Source organism: Maricaulis sp. MIT060901 (assembly GCF_047123815.1).
Classification (GTDB): Bacteria; Pseudomonadota; Alphaproteobacteria; order Caulobacterales; family Maricaulaceae; genus Maricaulis.
The window spans coordinates 2,788,491-2,800,854 of sequence record NZ_CP138920.1; the positions used below are offsets into that span (position 1 = coordinate 2,788,491).

Annotated in this window: 15 protein-coding genes and 1 pseudogene; 4 read left to right on the forward strand and 12 right to left on the reverse strand. The window is 60.8% G+C overall.

Annotated elements, in window-relative coordinates:
* The 3 genes from purQ to purC all read right to left on the reverse strand — a co-directional run bounded on the left by purQ (position 1) and on the right by purC (position 2,013).
* The gene (gene purQ / locus SIC17_RS13715; RefSeq protein ID WP_291892894.1) at positions 1–663 is read right to left on the reverse strand and encodes a phosphoribosylformylglycinamidine synthase subunit PurQ; all 663 of its coding nucleotides are present in this window, start codon (positions 661–663) and stop codon (positions 1–3) included.
* A 13-nt stretch (positions 664–676) separates the two neighbouring features.
* Complete coding sequence (gene purS, locus SIC17_RS13720) at positions 677–916, reverse strand: phosphoribosylformylglycinamidine synthase subunit PurS (protein ID WP_291892897.1); 240 nt, start codon at positions 914–916, stop codon at positions 677–679.
* Between the two features lie 332 nt (positions 917–1,248).
* Positions 1,249–2,013: a phosphoribosylaminoimidazolesuccinocarboxamide synthase gene (gene purC, locus SIC17_RS13725; protein ID WP_291892899.1), complete on the reverse strand. Its 765-nt coding sequence runs from the start codon at positions 2,011–2,013 to the stop codon at positions 1,249–1,251.
* A 222-nt stretch (positions 2,014–2,235) separates the two neighbouring features.
* Between purC and SIC17_RS13730 the strand changes: the two genes are divergently transcribed.
* Positions 2,236–2,559, forward strand: coding sequence for a DUF1476 domain-containing protein (locus SIC17_RS13730; RefSeq protein WP_291892902.1), 324 nt, complete (start codon positions 2,236–2,238; stop codon positions 2,557–2,559).
* A gap of 20 nt (positions 2,560–2,579) precedes the next feature.
* On the opposite strand, the gene SIC17_RS13735 is transcribed toward SIC17_RS13730, so the two are convergent.
* From SIC17_RS13735 to purB, 4 genes are all read right to left on the reverse strand, one after another.
* Positions 2,580–3,017 (reverse strand): TlpA family protein disulfide reductase, encoded by a 438-nt coding sequence (locus SIC17_RS13735; RefSeq protein ID WP_291892907.1) that lies wholly within the window; start codon positions 3,015–3,017, stop codon positions 2,580–2,582.
* 122 nt (positions 3,018–3,139) lie between these two features.
* Positions 3,140–3,700 carry a pyridoxamine 5'-phosphate oxidase family protein gene (locus tag SIC17_RS13740; RefSeq protein ID WP_412545713.1) on the reverse strand — a complete coding sequence of 187 codons (561 nt, stop codon included), beginning with the start codon at positions 3,698–3,700 and terminating at the stop codon, positions 3,140–3,142.
* Positions 3,701–3,833: 133 nt separating this feature from the next.
* On the reverse strand, positions 3,834–3,965 hold the full coding sequence (locus SIC17_RS13745) for a hypothetical protein (protein ID WP_291892913.1): 132 nt from the start codon (positions 3,963–3,965) through the stop codon (positions 3,834–3,836).
* Between the two features lie 84 nt (positions 3,966–4,049).
* Complete coding sequence (gene purB / locus SIC17_RS13750; protein WP_412545714.1) at positions 4,050–5,351, reverse strand: adenylosuccinate lyase; 1,302 nt, start codon at positions 5,349–5,351, stop codon at positions 4,050–4,052.
* Between the two features lie 173 nt (positions 5,352–5,524).
* Here purB and SIC17_RS13755 point away from each other — a divergent pair.
* A pseudogene (locus SIC17_RS13755) lies at positions 5,525–5,878 on the forward strand (endonuclease domain-containing protein); the annotation flags it as partial.
* A 296-nt stretch (positions 5,879–6,174) separates the two neighbouring features.
* Here the strand turns inward: SIC17_RS13755 and SIC17_RS13760 are convergent.
* Positions 6,175–6,705: a hypothetical protein gene (locus SIC17_RS13760; protein WP_291892921.1), complete on the reverse strand. Its 531-nt coding sequence runs from the start codon at positions 6,703–6,705 to the stop codon at positions 6,175–6,177.
* 74 nt (positions 6,706–6,779) lie between these two features.
* The gene (locus tag SIC17_RS13765) at positions 6,780–7,997 is read right to left on the reverse strand and encodes a threonine synthase (RefSeq protein WP_412545715.1); all 1,218 of its coding nucleotides are present in this window, start codon (positions 7,995–7,997) and stop codon (positions 6,780–6,782) included.
* Positions 7,998–8,122: 125 nt separating this feature from the next.
* Here SIC17_RS13765 and SIC17_RS13770 point away from each other — a divergent pair, with 125 nt between their 5' ends.
* Complete coding sequence (locus SIC17_RS13770) at positions 8,123–8,515, forward strand: VOC family protein (protein ID WP_291892925.1); 393 nt, start codon at positions 8,123–8,125, stop codon at positions 8,513–8,515.
* On the opposite strand, the gene SIC17_RS13775 is transcribed toward SIC17_RS13770, so the two are convergent.
* Complete coding sequence (locus tag SIC17_RS13775; protein ID WP_412545716.1) at positions 8,512–10,254, reverse strand: amidohydrolase; 1,743 nt, start codon at positions 10,252–10,254, stop codon at positions 8,512–8,514. The two genes, SIC17_RS13770 and SIC17_RS13775, sit on opposite strands and share 4 nt — an antisense overlap.
* 253 nt (positions 10,255–10,507) lie before the next feature.
* Here SIC17_RS13775 and SIC17_RS13780 point away from each other — a divergent pair, with 253 nt between their 5' ends.
* Positions 10,508–10,798 carry a hypothetical protein gene (locus SIC17_RS13780; RefSeq protein ID WP_412545717.1) on the forward strand — a complete coding sequence of 97 codons (291 nt, stop codon included), beginning with the start codon at positions 10,508–10,510 and terminating at the stop codon, positions 10,796–10,798.
* On the opposite strand, the gene radC is transcribed toward SIC17_RS13780, so the two are convergent.
* Both radC and map read right to left on the reverse strand, forming a co-directional pair.
* Positions 10,776–11,417: a RadC family protein gene (gene radC, locus SIC17_RS13785; RefSeq protein WP_412545718.1), complete on the reverse strand. Its 642-nt coding sequence runs from the start codon at positions 11,415–11,417 to the stop codon at positions 10,776–10,778. The two genes, SIC17_RS13780 and radC, sit on opposite strands and share 23 nt — an antisense overlap.
* A gap of 42 nt (positions 11,418–11,459) precedes the next feature.
* Complete coding sequence (map, locus tag SIC17_RS13790; protein WP_291892933.1) at positions 11,460–12,296, reverse strand: type I methionyl aminopeptidase; 837 nt, start codon at positions 12,294–12,296, stop codon at positions 11,460–11,462.
* Positions 12,297–12,364 lie beyond the last annotated feature (68 nt).

Consider the following 12,364-nt stretch of genomic DNA (forward strand, 5'->3'; position numbering starts at 1 on the left):
TCACGCACTCCCCAGCAGGGATTCAAACAGTGCAAGGCCGTCTGTGCCGCCGTGCTTTTCGTCTACTGCGCGCTCCGGGTGAGGCATCATGCCCAGGACATTGCCCTGTTCATTCATCACGCCGGCGATGTCGCGCTGGGAACCGTTCGGGTTGTTGCCATAGCGGAAGACGACCTGGCCTTCGCCCTCGATGCGGTCAAGCGTCTCGGCATCGGCGAAATAATTGCCGTCATGGTGGGCGATCGGAATGATCAGCTCCGAGGTCGCGCCATAGCGCGAGGTGAAGCGCGTATTGCCGTTATCGATCTTCAGCGGGGCTTTCTCACAGACGAAGGTGAGGCCCGCATTGCGCATCAGCGCGCCCGGCAGAAGACCGCTCTCGGTGAGGATCTGGAAGCCATTGCACACACCCAGAACCGGCGCACCAGTCGCGGCGTGGGCGACAACGGCCGGCAGGATCGCCGAGCGCGAGGCCATGGCCCCACAGCGCAGATAGTCTCCGTAGGAGAAACCACCCGGGATCATGACGAACTCGGTGCCCTCGGGCAGTTCGCTCTCCTGGTGCCAGACCATGGCCGGCTTCTCGCCGGTCACACGTTCAATGGCATCATGGGCATCACGGTCACAGTTTGAACCGGGAAAGACGATAACAGCGGATTTCATGGCCCGCTCCGTTCTACGCGATATCGATCGAGTAGCTCTCGATCACCGGGTTGGAGAGAAGCTTCTGGCACATCTCGTCGACGCGGGCCTTGGCCGCGTCGGCGTCATCGCCGGTCAGGTCCAGCTCGATCAGCTTGCCCTGGCGGGCGGCCGTGACTTCCTCATAACCCATATTGTGCAGTGCACCGGCTACGGCCGCGCCTTGCGGGTCAAGAACTCCGGGTTTCAGATAAACGTGGATTTTGGCTTTCACGGGACGACTCGCTTCGGCTGGTTTCGAATTGCGCTCCTCTTACTGTGCATGGGCGCAAAGGGCAATCGACTCACCTGCGCTGATGGCCTGATTTTGTTGGGGTGAAGGGGCGATAGCGTCCAGCCGGCCATGCCGTGCCCAGTGGATCGCGCCGTGATGTCCAGCCCTGGCTAGCCAGCGCTCTGATTTGCCACGGGATTCTGGCTGGCCAGGTGCCCGTGTCTGCATAGCCGATCTGTCGCAAACGGCGGGCTGAACATGCGCCGTACACGCAAAGAAAAACACCCGACGCTCGTGCGACGGGTGTTCTTGTTATTCGGATGTCGCCGGCCTCAGGAGGCGGTGTCATCAGTGGTCATGGCGACCACATTGTTTTCCTTCATGATGCCCAGGCGACGGGCAACGTCCGCATAGGCCTCGGTCACATTGCCCAGATCCCGGCGGAAGCGGTCCTTGTCCAGCTTCTCGTTCGATTCCATGTCCCAGAGGCGGCAGCTGTCCGGGCTGATCTCGTCAGCCAGGATGATGCGCGGCACTTCATTGTCGAAGATCCGGCCGAATTCCAGTTTGAAATCAATGAGGCGGATGCCGGCGCCTGCAAACAGCCCACACAGATAGTCATTGGTGCGGAAGGCGATGGAAACCATCTCGTCCATCTCGTGCGGAGCGGCCCAGCCGAACGCGTTGATATGCTCTTCCGCGATCATCGGATCGCCGAGATCGTCATTCTTGAAATAGAACTCCACGATCGGGCGCGGCAGCGGTTCGCCCTCGGTCAGGCCCAGGCGCTTGGCGATGGACCCGGCGGCGACATTGCGGATGACCACTTCCAGCGGCACGATCTCGACCTGGCGGACGAGTTGTTCGCGCATGTTCAGGCGCTTGATGAAGTGCGTATTGATGCCGATCCGCTGAAGACCGAGGAAGATGTGCTCGGAGATACGGTTATTGAGAACACCCTTGCCCTCGAGGGTGGCGTGTTTCTCACCGTTAAAGGCCGTGGCGTCATCCTTGAAGTACTGGACGAGCGTGCCCGCCTCGGGACCTTCATAGAGAATCTTGGCCTTGCCTTCGTAGAGTTTTTTGCGACGGGACATCAGCGACGCTCCTGCAGGGGCCGGATACCGTATCAGGCCTATAAAAAGCGTGGCGCGGCCCGACTCAGTGACGGACCGCGCTTCGAGCGCGGAAACTAGCCGCACAGCCCATTATTCGCAATGCCGGGACGCCGCAGTGTCGCAGCCTGTTTCACAGGCGTTGATTTCCCCGCGGGGGCAAGCTAACGAGACTATCAAACATCATCCTTCAGGGAGACTGCCATGTCCGGCCTCGACGATCGCGAAAACGCGTTTGAAAACAAATACGCCCACGATCAGGAAATGGAATTCAAGGCGAATGCTCGCCGCAACAAGCTGCTGGGCCTGTGGGCTGCGGGCGAGCTCGGCCTGGACGGCGATGCCGCCGACGAATACGCCAAGACGGTTGTCGTGGCTGATTTCGAGGAAGCCGGTGATGACGACGTCTTCCGCAAGGTCCGCGCTGACTTCGACGAAAAGGGCGTTGAGCTCTCCGACCACCTGCTGCGCAAGCAGATGGACGATCTCCTGATCGAGGCCCGCAACCAGATCCAGTCCGAGGGCTGATCCCTCGTCGTGACGGCGGCTCAGTCCGCCGTCACCGCCAGCCACCGATCAATGGCCGCGCGGATATTGTCGCGGTCATAGGCCGTTGTGACAGCCTCGAAGACCTGGCCCGTATCCCGGTCGATCAGCAGCATGAAGCCGGTGCGGCCTTCCAGCTGCATGAAGACCTCGCTGATACCGGCTTCTGCCGCACGTTCCCGCAACCCGTCTCGGCGTCCCAGCGTGAAATCGAAGCGGATGAATTCGACGGCGGCATCCTCATAATCCTCGCGCACATCATCGATACGCGGCTCGATAATCCGGCAGGAACTGCACCAGGACGAGCGGAACATCGCCGCAACCAGTCTCGGACGCTCCTCGACGACGTCGGCCTGGGCCGCCGTTTCCCATTCCGCGCGGAAAAAGTTCGGAGCCATGAAAGTGGCGAGGGCGGCGAGGATGATCAAAGACAGGCGCATGAAATACTCCACAGATAGGACCTAGATAGGGCAGCTCGTCCAACGCGTCATCTGCGCGTCGGTAACAAGCGCGTCAGCTTGCCATTTTCCGAGGCTGGTCTGGCACCTTGCTTATGCCTTGGTTATTCCGCCCCTTCCGGCTTGATCAGGCCGGGCAGGCCGTCGATCGACTGGGCATTGCTCTCATAACGCCGCGCCGCCCATTCCTCGTCGGAGCGATGGGCGTTGACGCGCACCAGCTGGTCGCGCTCACCCTTGAATTCGTAGAACGGCACGCCCCAGCCGCAGCTGTCCTGGCATTTGTGGATCTTGGCCGTGATGATGGCGCGGGCCTTGGGGAAGTCCGGGAACAGGGCAAGCTTTTCGGCAAAACCCGGTTCCTCGAACGTCACCGCTTCTGCCGTGCCATAGAGGCGCAGAATGTTAGCAGCGCCTTCGAAAGCGCAGAACATGAAGGTGATGCGGCCGTTCTGACGCACATGTGCGAGTGTTTCGATCCCCGAGCCGCCCAGATCCAGATAGGCAACCTCATTGGGGCCAATCACCCGAAAACTGTCATACCCCTTGGGCGAGAGATTGACCGAACCGTCATCGCCCGACGGGGCCGTAGCGATGAAGAACATTTTCTGCCTGTCGATAAAGGCTTGAATGCGATCATCAATCTGGTCGTAGAATTTGGCCATGCCGGTCTCCGCTTCGCCCCGCCACGAACATTAAGTCGAGTTGCCCGGCGGGGAAAGTTGAAGCGGGACATGGCGTATATGCACAAATCAGCCACCATCCGCGTCATCCCGACGAAAGTCGGGACCCAGTGGTTCAGCTGTTCAGGTCGTCGTACAGGTCGCGCCAATCGGGATTTCGCCCCTCGATAAGCTCAAGTTTCCAGGCACGCATGGCGATTTCGCTGGTGACGCCAGTGTAGAGCGTACCGTTGCGTTTGCTCGCCATTATGTAGACGCAAGGCTGAAACGTCATTCTGGGTCCCGACTTTCGTCGGGATGACGCTATAGGATGGCGAAAGCTTAGGCGAGCTTATTGAGAAAATACACGCGCAAAAATCGTGTCGACATGTTTGAGGTGATAGGCCTCGTCGAAACAGGCTTCGATCTGCTCGTCAGAGAGCAGGGCGGTGACGCCTTCATCGGCCTTGAGATGCTCGACCAGCTTGCCGCCTTCATCCCAGGTTTTCATGCCATTGCGCTGAACCAGGCGATAGCTGTCCTCGCGGGAGGCGCCGGCCTGGGTGAGAGCCAGCAGCACGCGCTGGGAATTATGGATGCCGCCATAGGCTTCCAGATTCTCGCGGCAGCGATCTTCATGCACGATCAGCTTCTCGATCATGCCGGCGGTCCGGTGCAGGGCAAAGTCGAGATGGACATTGGCGTCCGGGCCGATACCGCGCTCCACGGAGGAGTGCGATATATCGCGCTCGTGCCACAGGGCGACATTTTCCATGGCCGGCACGACGGCCGAGCGCACCAGGCGCGCCTGACCCGTCAGGTTTTCCGTCAGGATCGGATTGCGCTTGTGCGGCATGGCGGACGAGCCTTTCTGGCCCTTGGAGAAATATTCCTGCGCCTCGCGCACTTCGGAGCGCTGAAGATGGCGAACTTCAACCGCGATATTCTCGATCGCCGAGGCGATCAGGCCCAGCACGGCGAAATAGTTGGCGTGGCGGTCACGCGGGATGACCTGGGTGGAGACCGGCTCGACCGTGAGGCCCATCTGTTCCGCGACATGCTCTTCCACGGACGGATCGACATTGGCAAACGTGCCGATGGCACCGGAAATGGCACAGGTGGCAATCTCGTCACGTGCGGCAACGAGGCGGGCCCGGTTGCGCGCGAACTCGGCATAGAAACGGGCAAATTTCAGACCCATCGTTGTCGGCTCGGCATGAATGCCGTGCGAGCGACCAATACAGACCGTGTATTTATGCTCTTCCGCGCGGGTTTTCAGGGCTGCGAGAACGCGGTCCATGGCCACCAGCAACAGGTCGGCAGACTGTTTCATCTGTACAGCCAGGCAGGTGTCCAGCACGTCGGAAGAGGTCAGGCCCTGGTGTACAAAGCGGCTTTCCTCGCCAACATGTTCTGCCAGGTGTGTCAGGAAGGCGATGACGTCGTGTTTGACCTCGGCCTCGATCTCGTTGATGCGATCAACATCGAAATCGACATCCCTGGCTTTCCATACCGCGTCCACGGCGGACTGGGGCACAACGCCCAGCTCGGCCAGCTTTTCCGTCGCATGCGCCTCGATCAGATACCAGATCTTGTACTTGTTCTGGTCCGACCAGATGGCGGCCATTTCAGGACGGGTGTAGCGGGGAATCATGCGCGCGCTCCGGGCTGGGTGCTCAAGAAGGCGGCGTGATGCGCCGATGTGGCGCAAAAATCAAGTGAAGGCTGGTATGCGCAAGATGTGATGCGAGTCACGGGTCTCTAATCCTTCACTAGGTTATCCCTCTCCCCTTGGGGGAGAGGCCGAGCGAAGCGAGGGTGAGGGGGATGAACCAAAAACTGACCAACCGTGCTCGCGAGCTCCGCCGCAACCAGACAGACGCGGAACTGCGTCTGTGGGGGCATCTGCGAGGCCGCCGCCTGCTGGGCGCGAAATTCCGCCGCCAGGTCCCGATCGGGCGCTATATCGTCGATTTTCTCTGCAAGGAGCTCGGCCTGATTGTTGAGGCCGATGGTGGCCAGCATACAGAGCAGGAAATCTATGACGCCAGGCGAACAGCCCGGCTGGAGGCACAGGGCTACACGGTCATCCGCTTCTGGAATGTTGATATCATGCTGGAAACGGACGCGGTGCTGGAGGCGATCGCTGACAGTATTCGCGCGCTCCGCGCCGCCCCCTCATCGCCCTTCTTCGCCAAGGCTACGAAGGGCACTTCTCCCCGAGGGGAGAAGGATTGGCGCTCCAGTCTCGTCCCTCTCCCTCGGGGGGAGAGGTCCCGAAGCGAAGCGTAGGGGGTGAGGGGGAAGGGGCACGGGTGGTGGCCGCAAACTCCTTCTTCCTCATCCTGACGAAAGTCAGGACCCATGCCGCAATCATCGGTCAAACTTGCGGTCGCAGGTTAGACGCGCCTTCGTATCGGTAAATCTGTTCGCCCGATTGTGCGTGCACGCGACCCAGCCTTGGGTCCTGACTTTCGTCAGGATGAGGGTTGAGAACCTCGTCGCCCGGTGACTCCCAGGCCAATGAGCAAAGACCCGCTCAGCAAAAAACCAATGCCAATCGACCACCCGACTTCATCATTGCGTACCCAATTGGCGAGCACTTGATCATAGGATTGCAACATCGTGCCATCTATTTCGATCTGATAGGCATATACAGATCCTCGCAGCCCGGACCCGAATGCGACCAGCTGCTCGCTGTTCACCAAGGCTGTCACGTTGCTGCTATTTCGCCTCAGCTCTTGACCGATCGATCGATGAGGCCCGGCTTTGGAAGGAAACCGGATTGTTACGATGTCGGGCTCGACTGTGAATTCTGTGAAATTCTTCCGGATCAAAACCGTTTCCCCACCTGTTGGGATCGATCCAGATACTTCCACCAACTCAGCCAAAGGAGGCACACCCGCGCCTGCGTTTATTCCAGCATGAAAACCCAATCCACTCAGCGCGTAGCTTAGCAAGCCGATCATCACCAAGGTGATTGGTGAATGCTTATTCTTGTTAGACATTCGTGTAGTTTTCTAGAAATGACTGTCACGTCAATGCGGATTGGTCCGACAGGTTTCCCGCAAGCACTAGGTGATCACAACGCTCCCCAATCAATCTCCGCATGCCGATCCAGCACCTGCGCCCCGTCCGGCATCGCATACTTCAACCCGGACCCGCAATTGAACAGCATGCAGGTCGCATCGCGCTCCACCATGCCCTCCGCCATCGCTTTTTCCATCGCCGCGAGGGTTGCAGCGCCTTCGGGGCAGAGCAGCAGGCCATCCTCGCGGGCGCAGCGGACGCGGGCGGTTTCGATCTGGTCTTCCGACACGTCGATGGCAAAGCCGCCGCTTTCCCGGCAGGCATTGAGGATCAGGAAGTCACCGATGGCCTTGGGAACGCGGATGCCCATGGCTGCTGTCTCGGCGTCGAGCCATTCCTCGGCGTGCTTGGTTCCGGCGTGCCAGGCCTTGACGATGGGGGCGCAGCCCTCGGCCTGGACGGCGATCATTTTCGGACGCTCCGAACCGATCCAGCCCAGCCGTTCCATCTCGTCGAAGGCTTTCCACATGCCGATGAGGCCGGTGCCGCCGCCGGTCGGATAGAAAATCGCGTCGGGCAGGGTCCAGCCCATCTGCATGGCCAGTTCCAGCCCCATCGTCTTCTTGCCCTCGATCCGGTAGGGCTCCTTGAGAGTGGAGACATCAAACCAGCCCATTGCCTCCTTGCCGGCGCCGACCAGGGCGCCGCAATGATGGATATAGCCATTGACCTTGAAGACGCGGGCACCCTGTAGCGCCATTTCGCGCAGATTGGCTTCCGGCGTGTCTTCCGGTGCGAAACACCAGCTCTCCATGCCCATGCGCGAGCAATAGGCCGACAGCGCCGCACCGGCATTGCCATTGGTGGGCATGGCCATGCGCTTGATGCCGAAAGAGTGCGCCATGGCGACGGCGAGGGCGAGACCGCGGGCCTTGAAACTGCCGGTGGGCAGGCGGCCTTCATCCTTGACGATGACCCGGCCGGTTGCGCCGGAGGCTTTGGCGGTCGCGGGCACATCGATCAGCGGCGTGTCGATCTCACCCAGCGCACAGACATCCTGGTCGTCGGCCACCGGTAGCAGCTCGCGCCATTTCCAGAACCCGCCATCACGTGCGGCAATGGCATCCCGGTCAACCTCCGAGCGAGCTGTGTCCAGGTCGTAACGTGCCAGCAAGGGCAGACCCACATCTGACAGGTTGTGTGGCTGGTCTTTCGAAAAGGTCGCGCCGGTGTCGGAGCATTCCAGATGGGTAAAATAGTTTGCGTACATGGCAATTGCTTAGCGCGTATTTCCACGATCTCAAACCGGTGTCGTGCCAGCCGGTTCATACTTGCGGATGACAAGCTTCGAGGGGCATGCATAACTGGCCGTCCTTACTCAGCGGGGAGGTGTTCATGGCCAAGGTGATCGGTGTCGGTGGCGTGTTTTTCCAGAGCCCGGATCCGGAAGGCCTGATGGCCTGGTATGAGGACAAGCTAGGTCTGACCATCAATGATTATGGCGGCGCGGATTTCCTGCATGCGGACAGTGGTAAGGCCTTCCCACAGGGGGCTCGCACGATTTTTTCGGGCTTCAAGGACACGACGGAGTACTTCGCGCCGTCCGAAAAACCCTTCATGATCAATCTTATGATTGATGACATGGACAGCATGCTGGCGCGCCTGAAGGAGAAGGGCGTTGTCCTGGAAGGTGAGCCGCAGGATTTCGACTATGGCCGTTTTGCCTGGCTGATGGACCCCAATGGTACAAAGATCGAGCTGTGGCAGCCGATCGAACCGAAAGCCTAGCCCGTTACAACCGCCAGGATAGCGCCGACCAGATGCGCCAGGGCTGGTCGTGACCAGCTGCGAGTGTCGGCGCGGCGACCGCTGATCCAGGTGCCGCGGACCTCGACGTGTACCAGGTCTTCCGCTGTCAGCGGATTGGCTGAAAGCCAGGTGAAGTCCGCGCGTTTCCCGATCTCGATTGAGCCGGTTTCATCATCAATGCCCAGCTGGCGCGCGGCGTGGATGGTCATCATGTCGAGTGCTTGTTGCCGTGTGACCCGCTGGTCAGCGGCGACGACGATGCCCGAAGCGCGACTGATCCGTTCCACCGCGGTTTGAAAGACCCGCATCGCGTTGATCGGGGTGGCCGGGCTGTCCGCATGCAGCGTCACGGTCGATGCGCCCTCAAGCGCAGACCTCACGGGCATGTAGCGATCCGTGCGATCATCTCCGACCAGATCCGGGAGCATGTGTCCGTAATAGCGGATGTGGTCGATGAAAAAGCCGAGCGAGACGTCCAGGGTCTCGGCGCGGGCGATCTGTTCCGGCGTAATCAGGGCGAGATGTTCCAGGCGGTGCGCGATTTCGCCCGTACTTTCCACCTCGATGGCGTTGAGAATGGCATCAATCGCGTCTTCGCCCTGGGCATGGATGGCGACTTGCAGACCCTGTACTTCAGCGTTGCGGATCAATTGTCGGGCTGTGTTTTGATCTGTCAGCAGCTCGCCGTGCCAGCCTTCAGGCAGCTCGATCACCTCTTCGGTGAAAGGTGATCGGGCATAGGGTTGCGCCAGCGCGGCGCCGCCGACATAGGGCGAACCGTCCATCCAGAATTTGATACCGGCATGACGGGATATGGCGCGCTGCTGGTCGACCGTGCTCCACATGTCGCGCGCCCGCTCCGCACGATCCGGGGCCGTGTAGAGGACCGAGTTGAGCGGTGCGTTCCGGGCCTGACTGACCTCGGCGAACAGCGCCAGCGGATCACGTGCCCGACCGACCAGCGAAGCGACACCAATCGTCGTGTAGCCCGAGCGGGCGTATTCATTCAGCGTTCCGAAAAGCAACCAGGAAAGGGCCGCATCCGGCGCTTCCGGAGCGGCCTCCATCAGCACCCGAATGGCGCTCACCTCGATAATGCGACCGGTTGGGTTGCCATCGACATCACGTTCGAAACGGCCCCCAAGCGGATCCGGTGTGGCGGCATGGATATTTGCAGCTTGCAGGGCAGCGGTATTGACGAAGGCCTCGTGCATCATCTGCGTCAGGATCACCAGGGGACGATCCGGAGCGAGTGCATCGAGTTCGGCCAGCGTGGGAGGTTCAAGGCCCCGGATCATGGCCGGGTCCCAGCCGAAGGCGATCACCCAGGGCGAGGGCCCGCTCTGTGCGGCGGCCTCGCGCAGGGCGGCCATCATGTCCTCGCGACGCGAATAGGTGATGCCGCTGACATCGACGGCGGCACCCAACAGGGCTGCGGCGAGCGGGTGCGTGTGCGGCTCGATGAGCCCCGCGGTCAGCGTGCCGCCATCCAGATCGATCCGGTCCGCCCCCCAGGGCGCGATTTCCAGCATATCCGCGCGCGAACCGATCGCGGCAATTCGTCCATCATGGATGTAGACGGCCTCGGCGGTTTCGCCGCCCGGCAACAAGATCTCGCCGCCCAGAAAAACCTGGTGCTCCGCACGCTCATACGGCGAAGCGATAAGCCAGAAGGCGATGATGAGGGTGAAGAGGGCGGCCAGCAGGAATCTCGACATGAGCGCAGATTAGGGCAAGTGGGGCGCGGTGCAATTGTTCGCCATGGCTTGTTTTCGAACGGAGCGGGGCTAGCGTGGGCACATGACATCGCTCTACGACGTTCCGCTTCTGAAAGGGGAGATTGCCATCACCTGTCCGCGTTGTGCGGCCAGGGCCCGGTTTCGGACACCCGGTGGCGGCCCTTTGCCCGTGCGTTGGCAGAGACCGGACTACAATGCGACCCTGGGTCCATGGCATGGGGACGCCTCCTGCGTGAGTTGCGGTTTTTCCGGTGTGCATTCGCTCGACTGGCCGTCCGACGCCTGGTTTCAGACCGAGGTGGGGGGCACGCTTTTGTGGGCGCTTGACAGCGCCATGCTCGAGGAAATCCGGCGTTTCATCGCTGGTACTGATGACCGGGCAGAGATGCGTCGTGGGGGTGACTACGCGGCGGCACTCCATCGCCTGCCGGCCGAGCTCCTCAAGGCGGGGCGGCGCGAGGAGGTCCTGCGCAAGATAGACCGCCTGCTCGAAGGCGAGGCTATATCAGGCCCAGAGTCTTGAAGCTTGCCGTGTTCTCGCGCGCGATCACCAGGTGATCGTGCAGAACGATGTCGAAGGGCTGGCAGACTTCCGCCAGTGTTCGCGTCATATCGATATCGGTCTGGCTTGGCGTGGCGTCACCACTGGGGTGGTTGTGTACGAGTATCAGGGCCGAAGCCTCGTGGGCGAGGGCGCGCTTGACGACCTCGCGTGGGTAGACCGGTGCATGGTCGATCGTGCCGCGGCCGAGGACCTCGTCCGCGATCAGCCGGTTCTTGCGGTCGAGAAACAGGACGCGGAATTGTTCCGTACGTTCGTATTGCAGCGCGGTGCGGCAATAACCGACCAGGGCACTCCAGGAGGAGATGACCGGTTTGCCGATCACCTGTTCGCGCGCCAGACGTTCGCTCAGTGCCTGGATGAGCTTGAGTTCTGCCGCGGTTTTTTCGCTGATGCCCTTCATCTGGGTGAGCTGTTCAAGCGGCGCGGTCGTCACTCCGCCGAGGTCCCCGAATTTCGCGATCAGCGCCTTGGCAATGGGTTTGACATCACGTCGCGGGATGGATCGGAACAGGTAGAGTTCTAGTAATTCATAGTCGTGAAGGGCGGCGCTGCCCGCAGAGGTTAGTTTTTCGCGCAAGCGCTGGCGATGGCCGTTATGGTGCGCCACTTCCTGCATGGATCAGCTGGCAAACGGAGGTTTGTGCAGGCCCTTGGGTGAGGTCGTGAAGATCTCGACGCCGTCTTCGGTCACGCCCACGGAGTGTTCGAACTGGGCAGACAGGGTCTTGTCGCGGGTCACGGCGGTCCAGCCGTCCGATAGGATTTTCACGTCCGGACGGCCCAGATTGAGCATGGGCTCCACAGTGAAGAACATGCCGGGCTTGAGTTCCGGACCTTCACCACGCGTTCCGAAATGCAAAACATTGGGGCTGTCGTGGAAGAGACGGCCGAGGCCATGGCCGCAGAAGTCGGTGACGATAGAGCAGCGACGCGCTTCGGCATATTCCTGGATAATGGCGCCGATCGTGCCCAGCGTGACGCCCGGCTTGATCGCATTGATGCCGGCCATCATCGCTTCATAGGTCGTGTCGACCAGCAGCTCGGCCTTCCGCTTGGGTTCGCCCACCATGTACATGCGCGACGTGTCCCCGTGCCAGCCGTCCACAACCACGGTCACGTCGATATTGACGATATCGCCGTTCTTGAGCGGTTTGGGGCCGGGAATGCCGTGGCAGACCACGTGGTTGATCGATGTACACAGGGAATGACGATAGCCGCGATAAAACAGCGTGGCTGGCGTCGCACCGTGATCGAACACAAATTCGCGGGTCAGACGATCCAGCTTCTCCGTGGAGACACCCGGCTCGACTTCGCTGGTGAGCATGTCCAGCACTGAAGCGGCCAGCTTGCCCGCCTTGCGCATGCCTTCAAAGCCCTCAGGCCCGTGCAGCTTGATGCGTCCATCACGGGGAGAAGCGCTGTCATAGTCGGAAACGGTTTCGTAAGCGGTCGTCAATTTGGCCCTCCGGTCGGCCACCCTATAACGAAAACACGCGCCGCTAGAAACGGCGCGTGTCCCCATGT

What these genes read in the sequence shown, in the direction of transcription:
- purQ (WP_291892894.1), bottom strand. Translation starts at nt 663, where the DNA reads ATGAAATCCGCTGTTATCGTCTTTCCCGGTTCAAACTGTGACCGTGAT.
- purC (WP_291892899.1), bottom strand. Translation starts at nt 2,013, where the DNA reads ATGTCCCGTCGCAAAAAACTCTACGAAGGCAAGGCCAAGATTCTCTAT.
- SIC17_RS13730 (WP_291892902.1), top strand. Translation starts at nt 2,236, where the DNA reads ATGTCCGGCCTCGACGATCGCGAAAACGCGTTTGAAAACAAATACGCC.
- SIC17_RS13735 (WP_291892907.1), bottom strand. Translation starts at nt 3,017, where the DNA reads ATGCGCCTGTCTTTGATCATCCTCGCCGCCCTCGCCACTTTCATGGCT.
- SIC17_RS13740 (WP_412545713.1), bottom strand. Translation starts at nt 3,700, where the DNA reads ATGGCCAAATTCTACGACCAGATTGATGATCGCATTCAAGCCTTTATC.
- SIC17_RS13745 (WP_291892913.1), bottom strand. Translation starts at nt 3,965, where the DNA reads ATGGCGAGCAAACGCAACGGTACGCTCTACACTGGCGTCACCAGCGAA.
- purB (WP_412545714.1), bottom strand. Translation starts at nt 5,351, where the DNA reads ATGATTCCCCGCTACACCCGTCCTGAAATGGCCGCCATCTGGTCGGAC.
- SIC17_RS13760 (WP_291892921.1), bottom strand. Translation starts at nt 6,705, where the DNA reads ATGTCTAACAAGAATAAGCATTCACCAATCACCTTGGTGATGATCGGC.
- SIC17_RS13765 (WP_412545715.1), bottom strand. Translation starts at nt 7,997, where the DNA reads ATGTACGCAAACTATTTTACCCATCTGGAATGCTCCGACACCGGCGCG.
- SIC17_RS13770 (WP_291892925.1), top strand. Translation starts at nt 8,123, where the DNA reads ATGGCCAAGGTGATCGGTGTCGGTGGCGTGTTTTTCCAGAGCCCGGAT.
- SIC17_RS13775 (WP_412545716.1), bottom strand. Translation starts at nt 10,254, where the DNA reads ATGTCGAGATTCCTGCTGGCCGCCCTCTTCACCCTCATCATCGCCTTC.